The organism is Xanthomonas sp. NCPPB 3570 (assembly GCF_056725115.1).
This window is the reverse complement of record NZ_CM161513.1, coordinates 3,127,475-3,146,691: the sequence shown is the minus strand read 5'-3', so window position 1 is coordinate 3,146,691 and position 19,217 is coordinate 3,127,475. Positions and strand designations below refer to the sequence as shown.

At 69.9% G+C, this 19,217-nt stretch carries 17 protein-coding genes; all 17 read right to left on the bottom strand.

Going from position 1 to position 19,217, the window contains the following annotated elements; all coding sequences use genetic code 11:
- Nucleotides 1–6: 6 nt before the first annotated feature.
- The 17 genes from fabZ to AC1PLR_RS13645 all read right to left on the bottom strand — a co-directional run bounded on the left by fabZ (nt 7) and on the right by AC1PLR_RS13645 (nt 19,203).
- Complete coding sequence (gene fabZ / locus AC1PLR_RS13725; RefSeq protein ID WP_481101338.1) at nt 7–477, bottom strand: 3-hydroxyacyl-ACP dehydratase FabZ; 471 nt, start codon at nt 475–477, stop codon at nt 7–9.
- Nucleotides 474–1,496: a UDP-3-O-(3-hydroxymyristoyl)glucosamine N-acyltransferase gene (gene lpxD, locus AC1PLR_RS13720; RefSeq protein ID WP_481101337.1), complete on the bottom strand. Its 1,023-nt coding sequence runs from the start codon at nt 1,494–1,496 to the stop codon at nt 474–476. The genes fabZ and lpxD overlap by 4 nt, the downstream gene beginning before the upstream one ends.
- A gap of 513 nt (nt 1,497–2,009) precedes the next feature.
- Complete coding sequence (gene bamA, locus AC1PLR_RS13715) at nt 2,010–4,430, bottom strand: outer membrane protein assembly factor BamA (RefSeq protein WP_209244274.1); 2,421 nt, start codon at nt 4,428–4,430, stop codon at nt 2,010–2,012.
- An 80-nt stretch (nt 4,431–4,510) separates the two neighbouring features.
- Complete coding sequence (rseP, locus tag AC1PLR_RS13710; protein WP_481101336.1) at nt 4,511–5,869, bottom strand: RIP metalloprotease RseP; 1,359 nt, start codon at nt 5,867–5,869, stop codon at nt 4,511–4,513.
- A 26-nt stretch (nt 5,870–5,895) separates the two neighbouring features.
- Nucleotides 5,896–7,101: a 1-deoxy-D-xylulose-5-phosphate reductoisomerase gene (locus AC1PLR_RS13705; protein ID WP_481101335.1), complete on the bottom strand. Its 1,206-nt coding sequence runs from the start codon at nt 7,099–7,101 to the stop codon at nt 5,896–5,898.
- A gap of 5 nt (nt 7,102–7,106) precedes the next feature.
- Nucleotides 7,107–7,931 (bottom strand): phosphatidate cytidylyltransferase, encoded by an 825-nt coding sequence (locus tag AC1PLR_RS13700; RefSeq protein ID WP_209029776.1) that lies wholly within the window; start codon nt 7,929–7,931, stop codon nt 7,107–7,109.
- Entirely contained in the window at nt 7,928–8,668 is a 741-nt protein-coding gene (gene uppS / locus AC1PLR_RS13695) for a polyprenyl diphosphate synthase (RefSeq protein WP_481101334.1), read from the bottom strand. Before uppS ends, AC1PLR_RS13700 begins: the two co-directional genes overlap by 4 nt.
- A gap of 38 nt (nt 8,669–8,706) precedes the next feature.
- Entirely contained in the window at nt 8,707–9,264 is a 558-nt protein-coding gene (gene frr, locus AC1PLR_RS13690; RefSeq protein WP_010344041.1) for a ribosome recycling factor, read from the bottom strand.
- 203 nt (nt 9,265–9,467) lie between these two features.
- Entirely contained in the window at nt 9,468–10,190 is a 723-nt protein-coding gene (pyrH, locus tag AC1PLR_RS13685; RefSeq protein WP_010344040.1) for a UMP kinase, read from the bottom strand.
- Nucleotides 10,191–10,271: 81 nt separating this feature from the next.
- Nucleotides 10,272–11,768, bottom strand: coding sequence for an HDOD domain-containing protein (locus AC1PLR_RS13680; protein WP_481101333.1), 1,497 nt, complete (start codon nt 11,766–11,768; stop codon nt 10,272–10,274).
- A gap of 119 nt (nt 11,769–11,887) precedes the next feature.
- On the bottom strand, nt 11,888–12,766 hold the full coding sequence (gene tsf, locus AC1PLR_RS13675; RefSeq protein WP_017908840.1) for a translation elongation factor Ts: 879 nt from the start codon (nt 12,764–12,766) through the stop codon (nt 11,888–11,890).
- A 151-nt stretch (nt 12,767–12,917) separates the two neighbouring features.
- The gene (rpsB, locus tag AC1PLR_RS13670) at nt 12,918–13,715 is read right to left on the bottom strand and encodes a 30S ribosomal protein S2 (protein WP_017908839.1); all 798 of its coding nucleotides are present in this window, start codon (nt 13,713–13,715) and stop codon (nt 12,918–12,920) included.
- A 275-nt stretch (nt 13,716–13,990) separates the two neighbouring features.
- A complete protein-coding gene (locus tag AC1PLR_RS13665; protein ID WP_481101332.1) occupies nt 13,991–14,704 on the bottom strand; it encodes a fimbrial biogenesis chaperone in 714 nt (237 codons plus the stop codon).
- Nucleotides 14,705–14,721: 17 nt separating this feature from the next.
- Nucleotides 14,722–15,042 carry a hypothetical protein gene (locus tag AC1PLR_RS13660; RefSeq protein WP_481100360.1) on the bottom strand — a complete coding sequence of 107 codons (321 nt, stop codon included), beginning with the start codon at nt 15,040–15,042 and terminating at the stop codon, nt 14,722–14,724.
- Between the two features lie 81 nt (nt 15,043–15,123).
- Complete coding sequence (locus AC1PLR_RS13655; RefSeq protein WP_481100361.1) at nt 15,124–16,146, bottom strand: Csu type fimbrial protein; 1,023 nt, start codon at nt 16,144–16,146, stop codon at nt 15,124–15,126.
- Complete coding sequence (locus AC1PLR_RS13650; protein WP_481101331.1) at nt 16,143–18,512, bottom strand: fimbria/pilus outer membrane usher protein; 2,370 nt, start codon at nt 18,510–18,512, stop codon at nt 16,143–16,145. The genes AC1PLR_RS13655 and AC1PLR_RS13650 overlap by 4 nt, the downstream gene beginning before the upstream one ends.
- Nucleotides 18,463–19,203 carry a fimbrial biogenesis chaperone gene (locus AC1PLR_RS13645; RefSeq protein ID WP_420009436.1) on the bottom strand — a complete coding sequence of 247 codons (741 nt, stop codon included), beginning with the start codon at nt 19,201–19,203 and terminating at the stop codon, nt 18,463–18,465. The genes AC1PLR_RS13650 and AC1PLR_RS13645 overlap by 50 nt, the downstream gene beginning before the upstream one ends.
- Nucleotides 19,204–19,217: the final 14 nt, after the last annotated feature.

The window sequence follows — 19,217 nt, the reverse complement described above, 5'->3', positions numbered from 1 at the left end:
CCAGGGTCATTCGCGGGTGCCGGCGCACAGCACTTCGGCGCAGGCCACGACCTTGCCGTTGACCTTGGCCTCGCCGTAGTACACCGCCATGTTGCGGATCACCCGCTTGATCTCCACGTGCAGCTCCAGCACGTCGCCGGGCACCACCTGGCTGTTGAAGCGGGCGTTGTCGACCTTGACCATGTAGAACAGCTTGGACTGCGCGTCGCGGCCCATCGCCAACTGGGTCAGGATGCCGCCGGCCTGCGCCAGCGCCTCGATGATCAGCACGCCGGGCATGATCGGCTGGCCGGGGAAATGGCCCTGGAAATACGGCTCGTTGATGCTGACGTTCTTGTGCGCGACGATCCGGCGGTTCTCGAAATCCAGCGAGACCACCTTGTCCACCAGCAGGAACGGGTAGCGATGCGGAAGCAGTGCGCGGATCTGGTTGATGTCCGGCAGGTTGGCGTCCGGCAGGGGCTGATCGTGGCTCATTCCTTCTCCTTGCTCACAGACAGGATGCGACGGGCCAGGGCATCGAGCTGTTTGAAGCGCGCGGCGTTCTTGCGCCACGTGCGGTTGTCGGTCAATGGGGTGCCGGACGAGTACTCGCCCGGCGCGTGGATGGAGTTGCGTACGACCGACTTGCCGGTGACCACGACCTTGTCGCAGATCTCCAGGTGGCCGACCACGCCGACCGCGCCGCCGAGCATCACGTAACGGCCGATCTTGGCGCTGCCGGCGATGCCGGTGCAGCCGGCGATGGCGCTGTGCGCGCCGATGTGCACGTTGTGCGCGACCTGCACCAGGTTGTCCAGGCGCACGTCTTCTTCGAGGGTGGTGTCTTCCAGCGCACCGCGATCCACGCAGGTGTTGGCGCCGATCTCGCAATCGTCGCCGATGCGGACCCCGCCCAGCTGCGGCACCTTGATCCAGCGGCCGGCGTCCATCGCCAGGCCGAACCCATCGGCGCCGAGCACCGCACCGGGATGCACGCGCACGCGTTGGCCCAGGCGCACCCGGGTGACCAGGGTGACGCGGGCGATCAGTTCGCTGCCGGCGCCGACCTGGCAGTCCTCGCCGATCACGCAGCCGGGGCCGATCACGCAACCTTCGCCGACCACGCTGCGCGCGCCGATGCTGACGAACGCGCCGATGTGCGCGCTGGCCGCGACCTGCGCGCTGGGATCGATGCTGGCGCTGGGATGGATGCCGGGCGGCCGCAGCGGGGCCACGTCGAACAGCGCGGCGATCTTGGCGAAGGCGACATACGGGTCGCGCGCGATCAGCGCGGTGCCCGGCGCGGCCTCGGCGTCGTCGGCGCGCAGCACCACGATCGCCGCGGTGCTGTCGGCCAGTTGCGCGCGGTAGCGGGGATTGGCCAGGAAGCTGAGCTGCCCCGGGCCGGCTTGCGCCAGCGTGGCCACGCCATGCACCGCGACGCTGCCGTCGCCATGCACCTGCAGGCCGAAACGCTCGGCGATCTCGTCAGCGGTATAGGTCGAAGTATTCACCGGGAGATTCTACCGTGTGCCATCAACACGGTCATACGTACGCCCGCGTAGGGCGCGCTGACACAGCGTGCGCTGCCCGACCCTCATCCGCCCCTACGGGGCACCTTCTCCCGGTGGGAGAAGGGAGGTGCGTCAGCCCCTCTCCCACCGGGAGAGGGGTTGGGGTGAGGGTACGGCCAAAAGCGACAGGCTCCCAGGCGCGGGATTCGGAAGGCAACGAGCCATGGCTTGCGATTCGCAGGGCGAGGCGCGCGCCGACAGGCGCAGTGATGTGGAAGGCCAAGGCCCGGCATCGGGTGGGCAGTCGGACGGCCGCGTAGGGCGATCGCATGCGGCCGCGCAACAGGCCACGACCACCTGTCGGGAACGATCAACCGACTGGAGCAAAGCCCCCTTTGGTAAAGGGGGCGCGCCGAAGGCGCGGGGATTCGGAAGGCCAAGCCCCGGCCAGGTTTTCGTGTAGCGAAAACCTGGGCTGCCAGGGTGAAACCCTGGCAGCGGGCGGGCAGTTCTTTAGAACTGACCGCCGAACGTGAACTGCAGACGCTCGATCTCGTCGTTGTCTTCCTTCTTCAGCGGAATCGCGTAGCTGATCGAGATCGGACCGACCGGTGCGCGCCACAGCAACGCGATGCCGGTGGAGGCACGCAGCTGGTTGGACTTGAAGTTGTCCACGCCGTTGAACACGTTGCCGACGTCCACGAACGCCGAAATGCGCGCCGACGGGCTGTCGAACAGCTTCGGGAAGTACATTTCCGCCGAGCCCACGGTCTTGAACGAGCCACCCAGCGGCTGGCCGCGGCTGTACGAGGCGGTAGCCTCCGAGCGCGGGCCGAGGGTGTTGTCCTCGAAGCCGCGCACCGAGTTGGTGCCGCCAGCGTAGAAGTTCTCGTAGAACGGCAGGCCGGACGCCGTCACGCGGCGGACCAGGTTGGTGCCGTCGCAGGCCTGCGCCGTGTACACCGGCGTGCCGGAGCTGTTGGTGGTGGTGGTGCCGCAGATATCGCGCGACACGTCGCTGCCGTAGCTGTCGCCGTAGCCGAATTCGGCACGCGTGTTGAGCACCAGTGCCGGCGAGATCGGCCAGTACTTGGAGATCTGGTAGTTGAGCTTCCAGTACTCCACGGTCGAGCCGGGCAGGGTGGCTTCCAGGCCGACGCGCTGGTACATGCCGCGGGTCGGCATGAAGTAGTCGTTGCGGGTGTCGCGGGCCCAGCCCAGTTCGCTACGCCAGGCGTGGAAGGTCTTGGTCCCCATCGCATCGATGTAGTTGATGATCGCCTGCGGGGTATAGCCGGGGTAGGTGGTGATCTGGTTGCTGTCGATGCCGAACATCAGCGAGACGCTGTCGGTCTCGGTGATCGGCACGCCGAAGATCACCTGCGCCGCGCCGTTGGTGCTGTTGTACTGCGCGGTGCCGAAGTCGGAGTAGTCCAGCTTGCGCCACGACAGGTTGTAGCCCAGCGACACGCCGTCGTCGGTGAAGAACGGGTTGGTGTAGGAGAACGCGTAGCGCTCCTGGTAGCTGCTGCGCGAGGCGTCCACGGCGACGCGGTTGCCGCCGCCGAGGAAGTTGTTCTGCGACAGCTGCACCGAGGTGGTGACGCCGTAGGTCTGCGAGTAGCCCAGGCCGAAGGTGAAGCTGCCCGAGGTGGTCTCCTTGACGTTGTAGACCACGTCGACCTTGTCGTTGCTGCCCGGCACCGGCGGCGTTTCCACGTCCACCGACTCGAAGTAGCCCAGGCGCTGCAGGCGGATCTTGGAGCGGTCGATCGCCGCCTGCGAGTACCAGGTGTCCTCGAACTGGCGCATTTCGCGGCGCAGCACTTCGTCGGAGGTGCGGGTGTTGCCGCGGAACACGATGCGCCGCACCGACACGCGCGGGCCCGGGGTCACCTGCAGGTTCACCGCCACCGTGCGCTTTTCGCGGTCGGTGGTCGGGATCGGGGTGACCTTGGCGAAGGCGTAGCCGATGTTGCTCAGGGTGTTGGTGATCGCGTCGGAGCTGTATTCCAGCAGCGCGCGCGAGAAGGTGTCGCCGGCCTTGGGGATCACCAGCTTCTCGATCTCTTCCTGCGGCAGGATGGTGTCGCCGGTGACCTTGATGTCGGAGATCTTGTACTGCTCGCCTTCGGTGATGCCGGCGGTCAGGTACATGTCGCGCTTGTCGGGGCTGATCGCCACCTGGGTGGAGTCGACGCTGAAGTCGACGTAGCCGCGGTCCAGGTACCAGGAGTTGAGCTTCTCCAGGTCGCCGGACAGCTTTTCCTTGGAGTACTGGTCGTCGCGGCGGTACCAGGACAGCCAGTTGTGCTCGCGCGACTCCCAGTTCTCCAGGATGTCCTTGTTGAGGAACTTCTCGGTGCCGATCAGGTTGACGTGGCGGATCTTGGCCGCCTTGCCTTCCTTGATCGCGATGGCCACGTCGACGCGGTTGCGGTCCAGCGGGCTCACCGTCGGGGTGATCTCGACGTTGTACTTGCCGCGGTTGTTGTACTGGCGGGTCAGCTCCTGGGTCACCCGGTCCAGGCTCAGCCGGTCGAAGGTGCCGCCCTCGCTGAGGCCGATGTCGGACAGGCCCTTGAGCAGTTCCTCGCTCTTGATGTCCTTGTTGCCGGTGACGGTCAGCTTGTTGATCGCCGGACGTTCCTTGACCGTGACCACCAGGATGTTGCCCTGGCGGTCGACGCGCACGTCCTCGAAGAAGCCGGTGCGGTACAGCGCACGGATCGCCTCGGCGACCTTGGCCTCGTCCACGGTGTCGCCGCGCTCTACCGGCAGGTAGGTGAACACGGTGCCGGACGAAATGCGTTGCAGCCCGTCGACGCGGATGTCGCTGGCGGTGAAGGGCTCCGCTACCTGGGCCAGGGCCGGCAGGCTGAGGCTGGCGGCGAGGGCGAGGGCAAGCAGGCGGCGAGTGGGAAATCTCGTCATGTCACGTCCGGTAGAGGTCGATATCGTTGTTGCATGGGCGCCGGCGCAAGACGACAGCGGGTCGAGTGGATCGGCGCGGGTCATCGCAGGGCCTGCCCGAAGAGGTCGTTGTAGAACGCCAACCCCATCAGTCCTGCCAGCAACGTCAGGCCCACGAACTGCCCCGCCGCCATGGCGCGCTCGCTCAGCGGGCTGCCCTTGACCAACTCGATAAGGTAATACAGCAAGTGCCCGCCGTCCAAGATCGGGATCGGCAGCAGGTTCATGATCGCCAGGCTCAGCGACAGCAGCGCCAGGAAATTCAGGAATCCGTCCGGCCCTTCCTTGGCCGAGATGTTGGCGACCTTGGCGATGGTGATCGGGCCGGACACGTTCTTCAGCGAGGCGTCGCCGGTCAGCATGCGGCGCAGGATGCCCAGGGTGTCGCCGGCCAGCCGGCCGGTCTCGCCGAAGGCCATCGGGATCGCCGCCAGCGGGCCGTAGCGCAGGGTGGCGTCGTAGGCCGGGCGGCGCTGCTCGCCGATGGCCACGCCCAGCGTCCAGCGCGGCGCGCCGGGGCCGGCGGCCTGCTTGAGATGGACGTCCAGGGCCAGGCGCTCGCCGTTGCGCTCGACCTCGATCAGGCCGTTGCCGCCCTCGCGGCCCAGGGCCTGCACCCGCGGCGCGACCTGGTCGGCGCTGGTGATCGGGCTGCCGTCCACCGCCAGCACGCGGTCGCCCGGGCGCAGCACGCCGTCGGCGGCCGAGCCGGCAGTGACGCTGGCGATGACCGCCGGCTGCAGCGTGAAGCGCCAGGTCAGGCCGGCCAGCGCCGGCACCTGCCGCTCGTCGAAACCGACCGGGAGCTGCGACAGGCGCAGGGTCCGGGTATGGCTGGCACCGTCCTGCGCGTCCTCGGTCTGCACCGGCACGTCCTCGCGGTCCATGGCGGCGACGGTCAGCTGCATGGCGGCCTCGCTCCAGGTCGCGACGTCGCGGTCGCCGACGCGGACGATGCGCTCGCCGGCCTGGAACCCGGCCTGCTGCGCCAGGCCCTCGGCGCGGCCGACGATGGGGGCGTAGTCCTGCTTGCCGATGACGAACATCGCCCAAAGGAACGCCACGCACAGGATCAGGTTGGCGATGGGGCCAGCGGCGACGATGGCGATGCGCTGCCACACGCTCTTGTTGTTGAAGGCCTGCGCGCGCTCGGCCGGGTCGACCTCGGCCTCGCGTTCGTCGAGCATCTTCACGTAGCCGCCGAGCGGGATCGCGGCGATCGCGAACTCGGTGCCGTGGCGGTCGTAGCGCGACCACAGCGGCTTGCCGAAGCCCACCGAGAAGCGCAGCACCTTGACCCCGCAGCGGCGGGCCACCCAGAAATGCCCGAACTCGTGGAACGTCACCAGGATGCCCAGGCTGACCAGCATCCACCAGATGGAGCCAACGAAATTACCCATGCGCGTGGCTCATGGCGGCGTGGGCATCAAGCATGGGCGAAGTGGCGGGCAATGGCGAGTTCGGTGATCTTGCGCGAGTGCGCATCCGCCGCCAGCAATGCGTCCAGGGAATCGGCCGCGACCGCAGGCAGCTCGGTCAGGGCGTTCTCGACCAGCGCAGGAATCGATAGGAAACCGATTCGGCCCTGAAGAAAGGCTGAAACAGCCACTTCGTTGGCCGCATTCAGGATCGCCGGGGCGCTGCCGCCGGCCTGCATCGCGCGCCAGGCCAGGGCCAGGCAGGGGAAGGCGTCCAGGTCCGGCGCCTCGAAGTCCAGCCGTCCCTGCGCCAGCAGGTCCAGCCCGGCGACTCCGGAGGCGATGCGCTCCGGCCAGCCCAGGCCCACCGCGAGGGTGGTGCGCATGTCCGGCAGGCCCATCTGCGCCAGGGTCGAACCGTCGATGAACTCGACCAGCGAGTGCACCAGGCTCTGCGGGTGCACCAGCACCTCGATGCGCTCGGGCGCCAGCGCGAACAGGTGGTGGGCCTCGATCACTTCCAGGCCCTTGTTCATCAACGTCGCCGAATCGACCGAGATCTTCGGCCCCATCGACCACTTCGGGTGCGCCACGGCCTGCGCCGGGGTCACCGCCTGCAGGCGTGCGCGGTCCCAGCCGCGGAACGGGCCGCCAGAGGCGGTCAGCAGCACCCGCTGCACCTCGGTGCCGGTCTGGCGCGAGCGCAGGCACTGGAAGATGGCGTTGTGCTCGCTGTCGATCGGGATGATCTCGGCGCCGGCCGCCGCCGCCGCCGCGGTGACCAGTTCGCCGGCCAGCACCAGCGCTTCCTTGTTGGCCAGCAGCAGGCGCTTGCCGGCGCGGGCGGCGGCCAGGGTCGAGGCCAGGCCGGCCGCACCGACGATGGCGGCGACCACGCTGTCGCAGGCGTCGCTGGCCACCAGTTGGTCCAGTGCGGCGTCGCCGGCATGCGCCTGGGTCGACAGCCCGGCCGCGCGCAGGCCGTCGCGCAGCGCCGGGTACAGCGCCTGATCGGCGATCACCGCATGCGCGGGGCGGTGCGTGGCGCACAGCGCCAGCAGCGCGTCGACGTTGCGTCCGGCCGCCAGCACGCCGGCGCGCAGGCGCTGCGGATGGCGTGCGATCACGTCCAGCGCCGAGGCGCCGATCGAGCCGGTGGCGCCGAGCACGGCGATGGTGCGGACCGCCGGGTCCTTGCTGTGTTGCGTGTTCACTGGCCTCAGAACCCGAAGATGTCCTTGCCCAGCGCGAAGATCGGCAGCGCCGCCAGCACGCCGTCGATCCGGTCCAGCACGCCGCCGTGGCCGGGAATGACGTTGCCCGAGTCCTTGGCGCCGACGTGGCGCTTGAGCAGGCTCTCGAACAGGTCGCCGACCACCGAGGCCAGCACGCTGACCGCGGCCACGATCAGCAGCCCGGGCAGGTGCGGCAGGGTCACCCCGGCCAGCCAGCCGAAGCCGGCGGCCACGATCAGGCCGGCCAGCAGGCCGCCGATGAGGCCTTCCACGGTCTTGTTGGGGCTGATCCGCGGCGCCAGCTTGTGCTTGCCGAACTGGCGGCCGGCGAAATAGGCGCCGGAATCGGCGGCCCACACCGTCGCCAGGGCGGTCAGCAGCCAGCGGTGGCCGTTCGGCTCGCTGGCGTGGATCAGGCCCAGCGCGGCCCAGGCCGGCACGATCGCCAGGGTGCCGGCGGCGAGCTTGAACACCCGCGCGTAGGTGGCGTGGTCGGAGCCGAAGCGGTAGAAGCCCAGCCACAGCAAGGCCACGCACCACCAGCCGGCGCCGATCAGGGTGGTCAGTTGGAACAGCACCAGCGAGCCGGCCGAGGCCCATACCAGCAGCACCATCAGCAGCAGGTTGAGCATCAGCAGGATGGTGCGCGGCAAGGTGTCGTCGACCTCGGCCAGCTTCAGCCATTCCCACAGGCCGATCAGGAAGATCAGGGCGGCCAGCGCGACCAGCCACTGGGTCGGCAGCAGCAGGATGGCGCAGATGGCCAGCGGGGCCATGATCAGCGCGGCGATGACGCGGGTACGGGTCATGCGGAAACGTTCTCCGTCGCCGCTTCGGCGACCTGCGCGCTGGTGAGGCCGAAACGCCGCTCGCGGCGGGCGTAGTCGTCCAGGGCTTGTTGCAGCACCTCGGGGCCGAACTCGGGCCAGAGGGTCTCGGTGAACCACAGTTCGGTGTAGGCCAGCTGCCACAGCAGGAAGTTGCTGATGCGCAGGTCGCCGCCGGTGCGGATGAACAGGTCCGGCGGCGGCAGCTCGGCCAGCGCCATGCGCGCCGACAGCGCGTCCTCGTCGATCTGCTCCGGGCGCAGGCGTCCGGCGGCGACGTCCTCGGCCAGCGCGCGCGCGGCCAGGGCGATGTCCTGGCGGCCGCCGTAGCTGGCGGCGATCGACAGGTGCAGGGCCTGGTTGTCGCGGGTGCGCGCCTCGGCCTGGGCCATGCGCTCGCACAGCGACGGCGCGAAGCGCGAGCGGTCGCCGATGAAGCGCACGCGCACGCCGCGCCGCTGCAGCTCATCGACCTCGCGGTCGAGCGCGTGCAGGAACAGCTTCATCAACGCGTCCACTTCCTCCTGCGGGCGCCCCCAGTTCTCGCTGGAAAAGGCGAACAGGGTCAGCGCGCCGATGCCGCGCTCCAGGCAGAAGTCGATGGTGCGGTTGACCGCACGCGCGCCGGCGCGGTGGCCGATCACGCGCGGCCGGCGGCGGCGCTGCGCCCAGCGGCCGTTGCCATCCATGATGATGGCCAGGTGGCGGGGCAGGGACATGGGGATGGGGTCGGAAGGCATGGCCGGCAGGCGCAGGCTCAGACCGCCATCAGTTCCTGTTCCTTGCCCTTGACCACGTCGTCCACGTCCTTGATCGCCTTGTCGGTCAGCTTCTGGATGTCGTCCTCGCTGGCGCGGGCCTCGTCCTCGGTGACCTTCTTGTCCTTCAGCAGATCCTTGACCTGCTGGTTGGCGTCGCGACGGATGTTGCGGATCGCGACCTTGGTGTCCTCGCCTTCGCCGTGCACGACCTTGGACAGCTCGCGGCGGCGCTCCTCGGTGAGCGCGGGCAGGTTGAGGCGGATGGTGGTGCCGGCGGTGTTCGGGGTCAGGCCCAGGTCCGAGGCCAGGATCGCCTTCTCGACCGCGCCGACCATCTGCTTTTCCCACGGGGTGATGGTCAGTGAGCGGGCGTCGGCGACGGCCACGCTGGCGACCTGGCTCAGCGGCATGTCCGAGCCATAGTAGTTGACCTTCAGGTGCTCGACCAAGGCGGTCGACGCGCGGCCGGTGCGCACCTTGATGAGCGCATGACGCAGCGCGTCGATGCTCTTGGCCATGCGGGTCTGTGCGTCTTGCTTGATTTCGTTGAGCATCGCCGGTGTCCGTGCTGAATCTGAATCGGACGATTATAGCCGGGAAAGGCGTGGGGCCGGGATTGGGGATTCGGGATTGGGGATTCGCAAAAGCGGCGCTTCAGGCGCGATGAGATGCGAAAACGCGCCTGCGCCCGCAATGCTGCAGCGCGCAACGCCTTCGCGAATCCCCAATCCCGAATCCCCAATCCCGGGTCGGGGCATCAGCCCCGACCTTTGACCAACGTGCCGATCTCGGCGCCGCGCAGGATCTTCAGCAGTTCGCCGGGCTGGCCCATGTTGAAGATGCGCAGCGGCAGGTCGCTGTCGCGGGCCAGGGCGAAGGCGGCGGTGTCCATCACTTCCAGGTTGCGCGCGATGACCTCGTCGTAGGTCAGGCTGTCGAAGCGCACGGCGTCGGCGTGCTTCTTCGGGTCCTTGTCGTACACGCCGTCGACCTTGGTCGCCTTCAGCAGCAGGTCGGCGCCGATCTCGATCGCGCGCAGCGCCGCGCCGGAGTCGGTGGTGAAGAAGGGGTTGCCGGTGCCGGCGGCGAAGATCGCGATGCGGCCCTTTTCCAGATGGCGGATCGCACGGCGGCGGATGAAGTCCTCGCACACGTCGTTGATCTTGATCGCGCTCATCACCCGCACCTTGGCGCCGAGTTTCTCCAGCGCGTCCTGCATCGCCAGCGCGTTGATGACGGTGGCGAGCATGCCCATGTGGTCGCCGGTGACCCGGTCCATGCCGTTGGCGGCAAGGCCGGCGCCGCGGAAGATGTTGCCGCCGCCGATCACCAGCGCTACTTCCGCGCCGGCCTGCTGCGCCTCGATCACCTCATGGGCGAGGCGGTTGATGATCTTGGGGTCGATGCCGTAGTCCCCGTCTCCCATCAGCGCTTCGCCGGACAGTTTCAACAGGATACGGCGATAGGCGAGCTGGGACATGGCGACCTCGTTGGGGGATGACGGGCAAACCACACGATTTTAGCCGATGCGCGCCAGCGCGTCTGCGCCGGCAGCGATGCTTCAGCGTTGCGCCTCGCCGCACGAGCGCGCGGTGACGCGATTGCGACCGCCGTGCTTGGCGCTGTACAGCATGTCGTCGGCCGCCTGCAGCAGTTCCTGCGCGCTGTTGAAACGCTCGCGGCCGCCCTGGGTGGCCACGCCCGCGGAGAAGCTGATGTGCAACGGCCCCTGCTTGGTGTCGGCCATCGGCCGCTGCGCGATCTCGGCGAGGATGCGCCGCATCACGCCCAGCGCAGCCTCTTCGCCGGTGTTGGGCAACAGCACCAGGAATTCCTCGCCGCCGAAGCGCGCCACGGTGTCGCTGGCGCGCAGCATCGGCTGCAGGTTCTGCGCGAATGCGCGCAGGACCTGGTCGCCGACCAGGTGCCCGTGCGCGTCGTTGATCTTCTTGAAATCGTCCAGGTCGATGAAGGCCACCGACAGCGGCCAGTCGTGGCGATTGGCCAGCTCGAACTGCTGCTTGAGCAGGGTGTCCAGCTGGTGCCGGTTGAACACGCCGGTGAGCGCGTCGCGGCTGGCCTGTTCGGCCAGGCGCCGTGCGTGCTGCTCGTACTCGTCGGCGCGCTGGCGCACGCGGTTGGCTTCCTGCACTTCGCGCAGGTTGCGCAGCACCATCAGTTCGCGGGCATGGCTGATGATCGCGTCGACCCGCTCCGGCTGGGCGATGCGCACATCGAAGATCGGGCTGACCGCCGGCAGCGCCTCGGCAATGTGACCCACCACCTCGTCGAAGCGGCGGCTGTCCAGTTGCAGGTCGCGATAGGCGCACTGCATGGCGTGGGTGCGCGCGGCTTCCGGATCGTCGCCAAGCCAGATGTCGGCGATGCGGCCGGACAGCCGCACGCAGATGTCGAAGGGCTCGGTCGCGGGGCTGGTATCGCCGCCGCTGCCGATACTGCGCTGCAGGTAGGTGGGCAGCTTCCACTTGTGCGCCAGCCAGGCGCCGACCTCGGCGCGGTCGGCGCCCAGGTGCTCGCGTTCCAGCGCGCTCAGCCGCTGCGGATCGCCGGCGGCCTCGTGCAGCAGGGCGGCGTAGCGGTCGTGGCAGACGTGCAGCAGGGCCAGTGCGCCCATGTCCTGCAACAGCCCGGCCAGCATCAGCTCCTCGTGCTTGCGCAACCCCGCGGCCTGGCCGAGCAGGCGGCTGGCCAGCGCCGCCAGCACGCTGCGTCGCCACAGCCGTTCCTGCGGCTCGCCGCTGCCGCCGCGCAGGCTCTGCACCATCGAGAAGCCCAGCGCCAGGCTCAGCGCGGCGTTCAGGCCGAGCATGGTCAGCGCCTGGCCCAGGTTGTCGACGCGGCGTCGGCTGGCGTACAGCGGGGAATTGGCGATGCGCAGCATGCGCGCGCTCAGCGCCATGTCCATGGCGATGGCATCGGCGGTGGCGGCCAGATCCACGTCCGTATCCTGTGCCAGTTCGATGATGCGCAAGGCCACGCCGGGCGGCGAGGGCAGGTCGCGGGAGTGGCTCAGGATCGCTTCGAGTTCAGGATGCATGCACTTCCGATACGGCATGGAATGAGAGGTGGGGGAGCGGCCTGTCCCGGCCTGTGCAGCGTACACCCGTAAAAAAAAAGCCGCGACAATGCGCGGCTCTTTTCTTCCCGGGCGCGGGATCAGGCCAGGCCGGCCTGCTTCATCACTTCGGCGGCGTAGTCTTCCACCACCTTCTCGATGCCTTCGCCCACGGCCAGGCGCTGGAAGCCGACCACGTCGGCGCCGGCGGCCTTCACCGCCTGCTCCACGGTCTGGTCGGTGTTCAGCACGTAGGGCTGGCCGTACAGGGTGACTTCGTTGACGATCTTGGCGATCTTGCCGCTGATGATCTTCTCCAGGATGTCGGCCGGCTTGGCCTTGTCCTTCTCCGACATCTTGGCCAGCTCGATTTCCTTTTCCTTGGCCACGAACTCGGCCGGGACGTCGGACGCCTTGACGTGCGGCGGGTTCATCGCCGCGATGTGCATGGCGATGCCGCGGGCCAGGTCGGCGTCGCCGCCCTTGACCTCGACCAGCACGCCGATGCGGCCGCCGTGCACGTAGGCAGCGACGTTGTTGGCGCTGTCGATGCGCACCAGGCGGCGCACCTGCACGTTCTCGCCGACCTTGGCGATGACCGCGGCGCGGGCTTCCTCGACGGTCTCGCCGCTGGGCAGCTTGGCGCTCTTCAGTGCCTCCACGTCGGCGGCGCCGGAGGCCAGGGCGGCCTGGACGACGGCATCGGTGAAGGCCAGGAAGTTGTTGTCCTTGGCGACGAAGTCGGTCTCGGAGTTGATTTCGACCAGGACCGCCTTGCCGCCGTCCTGGGCCATCGCGATGCGGCCTTCGGCGGCGACGCGGTCGGCCTTCTTGTCGGCCTTGGCCAGGCCCGACTTGCGCAGCCACTCGGCGGCGTTGTCGATGTTGCCGGCGTTCTCGGTGAGCGCCTTCTTGCACTCCATCATGCCGGCGCCGGTGCGCTCGCGCAGTTCCTTGACCAGGGAAGCAGTGATTTCCACGGGATGTCCTCACGAAAGGTGGGAAAAGGCCGGCTTGCGGCCGGCCGGTAGATCTGGGAAGCGGGCGCCGCAGGCGGCGCTCGCGAAGCCGGGCGCGCCGAGCGCGCCGGGCGGCGGCTGCGCATGATCGCGCAGCCGCATGGCGCGCCGGTTACTCGGCGGCGGGAGCGGTCTCTTCGGCCTTCTTGCCGTTCTTGCGCGGGCCGCGGCCCTTGTCGTCGCCGCCCTCGGCGAACTCTTCCTCGCGCACGCTGGCAGCGTTCGGCGCAGCGGCCTTGCCTTCCAGCACGGCGTCGGCGGCGGCACGGGCGTACAGCTGCACGGCGCGGATGGCGTCGTCGTTGCCCGGGATGGCGTAGTCGACCAGGTCCGGGTTGTAGTTGGTGTCGACCACCGCGATCACCGGAATGCCGAGCTTCTTGGCTTCCTTGATGGCGATGTCTTCATGGCCGATGTCGATGACGAACAGGGCGTCGGGCAGGCGGTTCATTTCCTTGATGCCGCCCAGCGAGGCTTCCAGCTTGTCGCGCTCGCGGCGCAGGGTCAGCACTTCGTGCTTGACCAGCTTGTCGAAGGTGCCGTCGGTCTCGGCCGCTTCCAGCTCCTTCAGGCGCGCCACCGACTGCTTGACGGTGCGGAAGTTGGTCAGCGTGCCGCCCAGCCAGCGCTGGGTCATGAACGGTTGGCCGCAACGCTCGGCTTCTTCCTTCACCGCGTCGCGGGCGCTGCGCTTGGTGCCCAGAAACAGGATGGTGCCGCGCTTCTGCGCGACGCTGGAGATGAAGTTCATCGCGTCGTTGAACAGCGGAACCGTCTTCTCGAGGTTGATGATGTGGATCTTGCCGCGCGCGCCGAAGATGTACGGCGCCATCTTGGGGTTCCAGTAGCGGGTCTGGTGGCCGAAGTGGACGCCGGCTTCCAGCATCTGACGCATGGTGACCTGGGGCATTGCAGTGACTCCTGATGGGGAACCGGCCGTGCGCGGGCAGGAATGGGTGAAGCGCGCGCATGACGGCGGCCTTGCGAGCCGCGCGACGATTCCGGGGTTGGGCCTCCCTGCCGCCTCCGTGGCCGAACTCCTTGCGGAGCACCCCGGCACGGGCGATGGCGGCAGGTGTGAATTCGCCGGTGCGTCCGGCGTGGACGGTCCATCGGCCCAAGACGGGCACGACGAAGCCGCGCACTATACCTGGCGGGGGCCGCTGGCGCAATGCGCCGTGCGGTTCACTCGGCGGGCAGCGCCTGCAGCGGCGCCTCGTCGTCGAGCCTGGCGGCGAAGTGGCCGCCAGGCGCGGTCGCGGCGGCCGGCAGCGGCCAGCGCTTGTAGGCGCCGGCCAGGACGTAGCCGGCGAGGCTGGGGAACAGGGGCAGGGTGCGGCCGTCGGCGCTGACGAAGCTCAGGTCGCTGAGCCGGGCATGGGCGCTGCCGCGGTTGTGCACGACCAGCTCCGGCCCGCGCGCGCCGGCCACCAGGTGGGCGCTCAGGCGCGGCGCGGCTGCCGGGTCCGCCGCGCTCAGGAACACCGGGGTGGAATAGCGCAGCAGCAAGGGCGGGGGTTGGGTGGCGGGCGCCGGTGCGGCCGGGTCGGCTGGGGCGGGGCGTTCCTCCAGCACCAGGCGGTAGGCGCCTTCGTCGGCGCTGGCCGGTCCGGGACGCACCAGCCGCAGCAGTTGCCGCCCCTGCGCCGGGATGTCGATCGATTGCGGGCTGGTGCGGACCTCGTCGGTGCTCTCCAGGTCGTCGATCCCGTCGGTCTGCCGCCACCGGTACACCTTCACCTGGGCCTGCCAGGGGCGGTCCTGGGTGTTGCTCAACCAGATCTCGGTGCTGGTCTCGCCAGGAGCCAGTTGCACCAGGGTCGGGCTGATCCGCACCCCGGCCGCGTCGGCACTGCCGGCAAGCGCCAGCAGCAGCGCCGGCAGCAGGCGCGCACGCATGCGGCGGGCACCGCCCACTAGAACGCGACCGTGGCGTAGCGCGCCGGGATGCGCGGCGTGGCGCCCGCCGCGGGCACGCTCAAGGCCAGGGCGGTGGCGGCGTCGGGCGCGGGCATGCCGTCGATGCTGACTTGGTAGGCCAGCGGGCGGTTGCAGGCGACCGTCGGCAGCGCCCCGGGCTGCGGGCGCGCCGCGGCGCCGATTTCGCAACTGCGCTCGATGCGGATGCCGATCCGCAGCATGGCGCCGCCGCTGCCGGCCCCCGGCTGCGCCGCCGCGTCGACGCCGGCCACGCACAGGCTCGCCAACAGCAGCGGTCGTAGAAACGGCAGGCGCATCGATCGGCACTCCGGAGTAGACACAACCGATAACGGCTCCCATCCCGGCAACTTGACCGGCACCGCGGCGCCGTTCAGGCCTCAGTAGGTGACGGTGACCTTGACCACGTCGCTGTAGCTGCCCGGGACGGGGGTCTGCCGCGCGGGAACCTGCCCGTACAGGGTCAGCGACTGGGCGCTGCCGGTCCCGGTGCCGGTCTGGGTATCGGTATTCAGGGTGCTGCCCCAGCGCTGGGTGCGCGCGGCGTCGCGATACAGCTCGTAGGTCAGGTACTGGCCGCTGGCGCTGCGCATGCGCCGCACGTTGCCGCTGGCGTTCTGGCCGTTGTCCAGGCTCACCTGCCAGGCGGTGCGGGCGCGGCAGTTCATGCTGAGCGTGGTGGTGTAGTTCAGCGCATTGTCGATCAGGCCCGATTGGGTGCCGAAATCCAGGTCGGCGATGCTGGCGATGGTGCAGGTCGGCGCGGCGGTGGCGCTGGCCACGAACGGGAACTGCACCGAGGTGCCGCCGCCTTTGCCGCCGGTGGTGCAGGAGGTGGGAATCACCGCGGGGTTGCCGACCAACGGCTCGTCGTAGCGGTACTGCAGGTTGGTGTACACGCCGCTGAAACTGTTCTGGTAGGTCCCGGTGGCGATGCCGCTCTGCAGCGGGACGCGCGCATAGATGGTGTAGGTGGCGGTGCCGGTGCCGCCGGTCGCCAGCGACGAATAGGTCAGGTCCACCTGCAGTGGGGTGGAGCCGCTCAGGGCGCTGCCCCAGATCAGGCTGCGCGCGCTGTCGCGGTAGAGCTGGAAGCCCAGGATGTCGTTGAGCGGGTTGAGCATGCGCCGCGGGGTGATGCCGAAGCCGGCGCCCTGCGCGCCCTCGCCGATGTTCAGGCACATGCGCACGTAGATCGTGCCCAGCACGCTGATCGCGCCGGTCTGGCAGGTCACCAGGATCTGCGCGGTGGTGTCGGTGGCGGCGGTATCGGAGAGGGTGCCGAAGCTCGCCGCCGTCGCCTGCGCGGTACAGGTGGTGGTGGCCGCGGCGCGCTGCGGCAGCAGCGCCACGGCCGCCAGCAGCAGCGCCGTCAGCGCCATCGGCCAGGCACGCGCGCTCATGGCGTCGTCTCCGGCACGCAGCGCAGCGGGCCCAGCCGGGTGGGCGGTGCCTGCGTCGGGCGCTCGATCCGCAACCGGCAACGGCTTCCTTGCATGTCCACCTCCAGGTCGTTGCGGCCGGGCGCGAGCCCTTCCACATAGGCCTGGCCATCGTAGCCCACCACCGTGTCGACGCCCGCGCCGCGCACCCGGCTGCCGACCGGCAGCGGGAGGTCGGCGGCATCGTGCAGTTGCACCAGCACGCCGTCGCTGCGGCGGATCGGGAACGCCACCACCACCCCGGTGCGGTCGCGCGGTACCACGATCTGGTCGACCTGCTCCGGCCGCAACTCGGGCGGCAGGCGCATCGGATCGATCGACAGGCGGTTGTGCTGCCAGGCCAGCAGCGGCGTGACCAGCAGGAAGCCGCGCGCATCGGTGCGCCCGATCGGCCGGTTCTCCAGCAGCACCGGCACGTCGGCGACACCGCCGGTGGAGACCAGGGCGAAGGCCTGGTCGAGATCGCGGCCAGGGAACCAGCCGCCGCCGATCCAGGCCAGGCCGCCCGAGGCTTCGGCATAGCCGTAGGTCTGGCCGCCGGCGCTGGCGATGCCGCCGGCGTAGCGAGCGCTGTCGCCGCGCCAACTGGCTTCGGCCAGCCCGCCACCACCGTCCTGCCCGCCGCGCGCCTGCAGGCGCCAGCCGCTGCCGCCGTCGGCGGCGGCCGCCTGGCTGAGGTCCGCCGTCGCATTGGTGCGCGCGCCGATGCGCTGCATGGCCACGCCCGCCTGGCGGCGGCCGTCCAGGGCGATCGACCAGCCCAGGTACACACTGCGGTCGCTGGCCTGGTCCAGGTTCTGGTTGATGCTCAGGTTCAGCGACGATTGCCGCGGCAGGGCGCGGGTCCAGAACAGGCTGGCATAGCGCTGGTCGCCGCTGTCGGGGTAGGCCAGGCGCACATAGCTCAGGGCGATGTTGCCGACGCCGTTCCAGGTGCTGCCGAACAGGGCGCGCTCGCTGACCCGCGGCGGCGCGGCGCCGTAGCGCGCGGCCACGTCGCGGTAGCCGGCCTGCGCGCGCTGGGTGTCCATCGCCAGGTTGAAGCGACCGTTGTTCCAGCGGTAGCTCAGCGCGTACTGCAGGCCGTGCTGGCCGGCAGCGCCGCCGTGCGCCAGCGAGGCGCCGAACACGCCGGCGCGCGGCAGCAGCCACAGGCCGCCGACCCCGGCATTGCGCGCGCCGGCCCCGGCCTCGGCATGCGCCTCGGCAGTGAAGCGCGGGCCGAGGCCGCGCCGCCAGCTGGCGCTGCCGACGGTGTCGCCGGCATAGGCGAAATCGGCGACGCCGTACTCCTCGCGCACCCGGCCCAGCGCCAGCGACCAGTCGGTCAGCCCGCTGGCCAGCAAGTCCTGGGTCGCATAGAACGGAAAGGCCAGCGAGCGGGTGCGGCCGTAGGCGTCGGTGATCACCACTTGGGCATTGCCGGCGCCGTCCACGCCCGGCGCCGCGGACAACTGGAACGGCCCGGCCGGCAACTGCGCGCCGTACTGGCGGATGCCGTTGACGTACAGGTCCACGCTGGACGGCACCGCCACCTCGCCGAGGAACTCCGGCAAGGGAGTGATCGCGCGATACGGCTGCAGGCCGAAGTCGCTGCCCACCCGGACGCCGCCCAGGCGCACGGTGCGGCTCCAACTGGTGCTGCTGCTGAAGGTGTCGCCCAGCACCACGCTGGTCATGCGCTCGGGCAGCGACCACTGCCATTGCGTGTCCAGGCGGATCGCCTGGGCGCGCCAGTCGCGCTGCGGTTCGCGGTACAGGCGGCCGACGAAGGACTGCCGCAGCAGGCCCGCGCCCAGGCCGAACACGCGCAGTTCGCCGCTGGCGGTGAGATTGCTGGCGCCGCCCTGGCGGCTGGCGTAGAGGTCGTAGTCGAGCAGGGCGCCTGGGGAACTGGTCGCCGGCAGCGACGGGACGCCGCCGCGCGCGTCGATCCGGGTGGTGGCGACGTCCAGCAGCGCCACCGGTGCGTCGATCTCCAACGTCTGCAGGTTGGCGTCGTAGCGGAAGCGCACGCCGTCCAGGTTGCCCAGGGCGATCGCCGCGCTGGCGTCGCTGCCGTCCACACGCAGGCCGAGCTGGCGCAGGGTGGCGGCGCTGGCGCGCAGTTGCTCGCCTTCGCGCTGGAACTGGAACAGGCCGGGCTGGCGGGTCTGGTTCAGGGTGACCTCCAGGTACAGGGTCTCCTGCGCCGGTGCCGCGGCCTGGGGCTGGGGCAGGACCTGCGGCTGGGCGACGGCGAGCGCGGCAGTGCCGGCCCACAGCGCCAGCAGCAGTTCAGGGCGCCGCGGTGTCCACGACCAGCGACTGCGCGTGCGGCTCGCCATTGATCCTTGCCTCGAACGTTCCCTGTGTCTGCGCCAGCGCCGCCGGCAGCGGCCAGCGCTTGCGCTGGCCCGGCAGCACGTAGCCGGCCAGGCCTTCGGCGATCGCGGTGCGCCGGCCGTCGCCGGCGACGAACTGCAGGTCCACCAGTTGCGCGTGGCCGTTGCCCTGGTTGGCCACTTCCAGCGCCGCGGTGGCGCCGTCGCGGAGCAGCCGCGCGCGCAGCGTCGGCGCGGTGGCGACGGCGGGCTGCAGGAACACCGGCACCGAATAGCGCAGCACGAACTGCAACCCGGCGCTGGCGCCGCTGGCGGGATCCTGGCCGGGCAGCTCGTCGACGAGGATGCGGTAGGCGTCCTCATGCGCGCCGGGCGCGGGGTCCAGGCGGATCACCCGCACCAGTTGCCGCGCGTGCGGCGCCAGCTCCAGCATCGGCGGGCTGAGCGCGATGCGGTCGCTGGGGTCGAGCACATCCTCGCCGTCGCGCTGCTGCCAGCGGAACACGCGCACCTGCGCGCGCAGCGGCACGTCGCCGCTGTTGCTCAGCCACAGGCCCTGCGCGGTCTCCTCGGCACGCAGCGACACCGAGGTCGGCGCCACCTGCAGACTCGCGGCGACAGCCGCGCCGGCCGCTGCCAGCCACAGCGCGGCGAGCGCCGGCAGGCGCAGGAAGGAAGGCAGTCGCGAACGCATGCAGGCGGCTCCGG

Bases quoted from the DNA above. Each gene is read 5' to 3' on its own strand.
- fabZ (WP_481101338.1), bottom strand. From the start codon at position 477: ATGAGCCACGATCAGCCCCTGCCGGACGCCAACCTGCCGGACATCAAC.
- bamA (WP_209244274.1), bottom strand. From the start codon at position 4,430: ATGACGAGATTTCCCACTCGCCGCCTGCTTGCCCTCGCCCTCGCCGCC.
- rseP (WP_481101336.1), bottom strand. From the start codon at position 5,869: ATGGGTAATTTCGTTGGCTCCATCTGGTGGATGCTGGTCAGCCTGGGC.
- AC1PLR_RS13700 (WP_209029776.1), bottom strand. From the start codon at position 7,931: ATGACCCGTACCCGCGTCATCGCCGCGCTGATCATGGCCCCGCTGGCC.
- uppS (WP_481101334.1), bottom strand. From the start codon at position 8,668: ATGTCCCTGCCCCGCCACCTGGCCATCATCATGGATGGCAACGGCCGC.
- frr (WP_010344041.1), bottom strand. From the start codon at position 9,264: ATGCTCAACGAAATCAAGCAAGACGCACAGACCCGCATGGCCAAGAGC.
- pyrH (WP_010344040.1), bottom strand. From the start codon at position 10,190: ATGTCCCAGCTCGCCTATCGCCGTATCCTGTTGAAACTGTCCGGCGAA.
- AC1PLR_RS13680 (WP_481101333.1), bottom strand. From the start codon at position 11,768: ATGCATCCTGAACTCGAAGCGATCCTGAGCCACTCCCGCGACCTGCCC.
- rpsB (WP_017908839.1), bottom strand. From the start codon at position 13,715: ATGCCCCAGGTCACCATGCGTCAGATGCTGGAAGCCGGCGTCCACTTC.
- AC1PLR_RS13665 (WP_481101332.1), bottom strand. From the start codon at position 14,704: ATGCGTGCGCGCCTGCTGCCGGCGCTGCTGCTGGCGCTTGCCGGCAGT.
- AC1PLR_RS13660 (WP_481100360.1), bottom strand. From the start codon at position 15,042: ATGCGCCTGCCGTTTCTACGACCGCTGCTGTTGGCGAGCCTGTGCGTG.
- AC1PLR_RS13655 (WP_481100361.1), bottom strand. From the start codon at position 16,146: ATGAGCGCGCGTGCCTGGCCGATGGCGCTGACGGCGCTGCTGCTGGCG.
- AC1PLR_RS13650 (WP_481101331.1), bottom strand. From the start codon at position 18,512: ATGGCGAGCCGCACGCGCAGTCGCTGGTCGTGGACACCGCGGCGCCCT.
- AC1PLR_RS13645 (WP_420009436.1), bottom strand. From the start codon at position 19,203: ATGCGTTCGCGACTGCCTTCCTTCCTGCGCCTGCCGGCGCTCGCCGCG.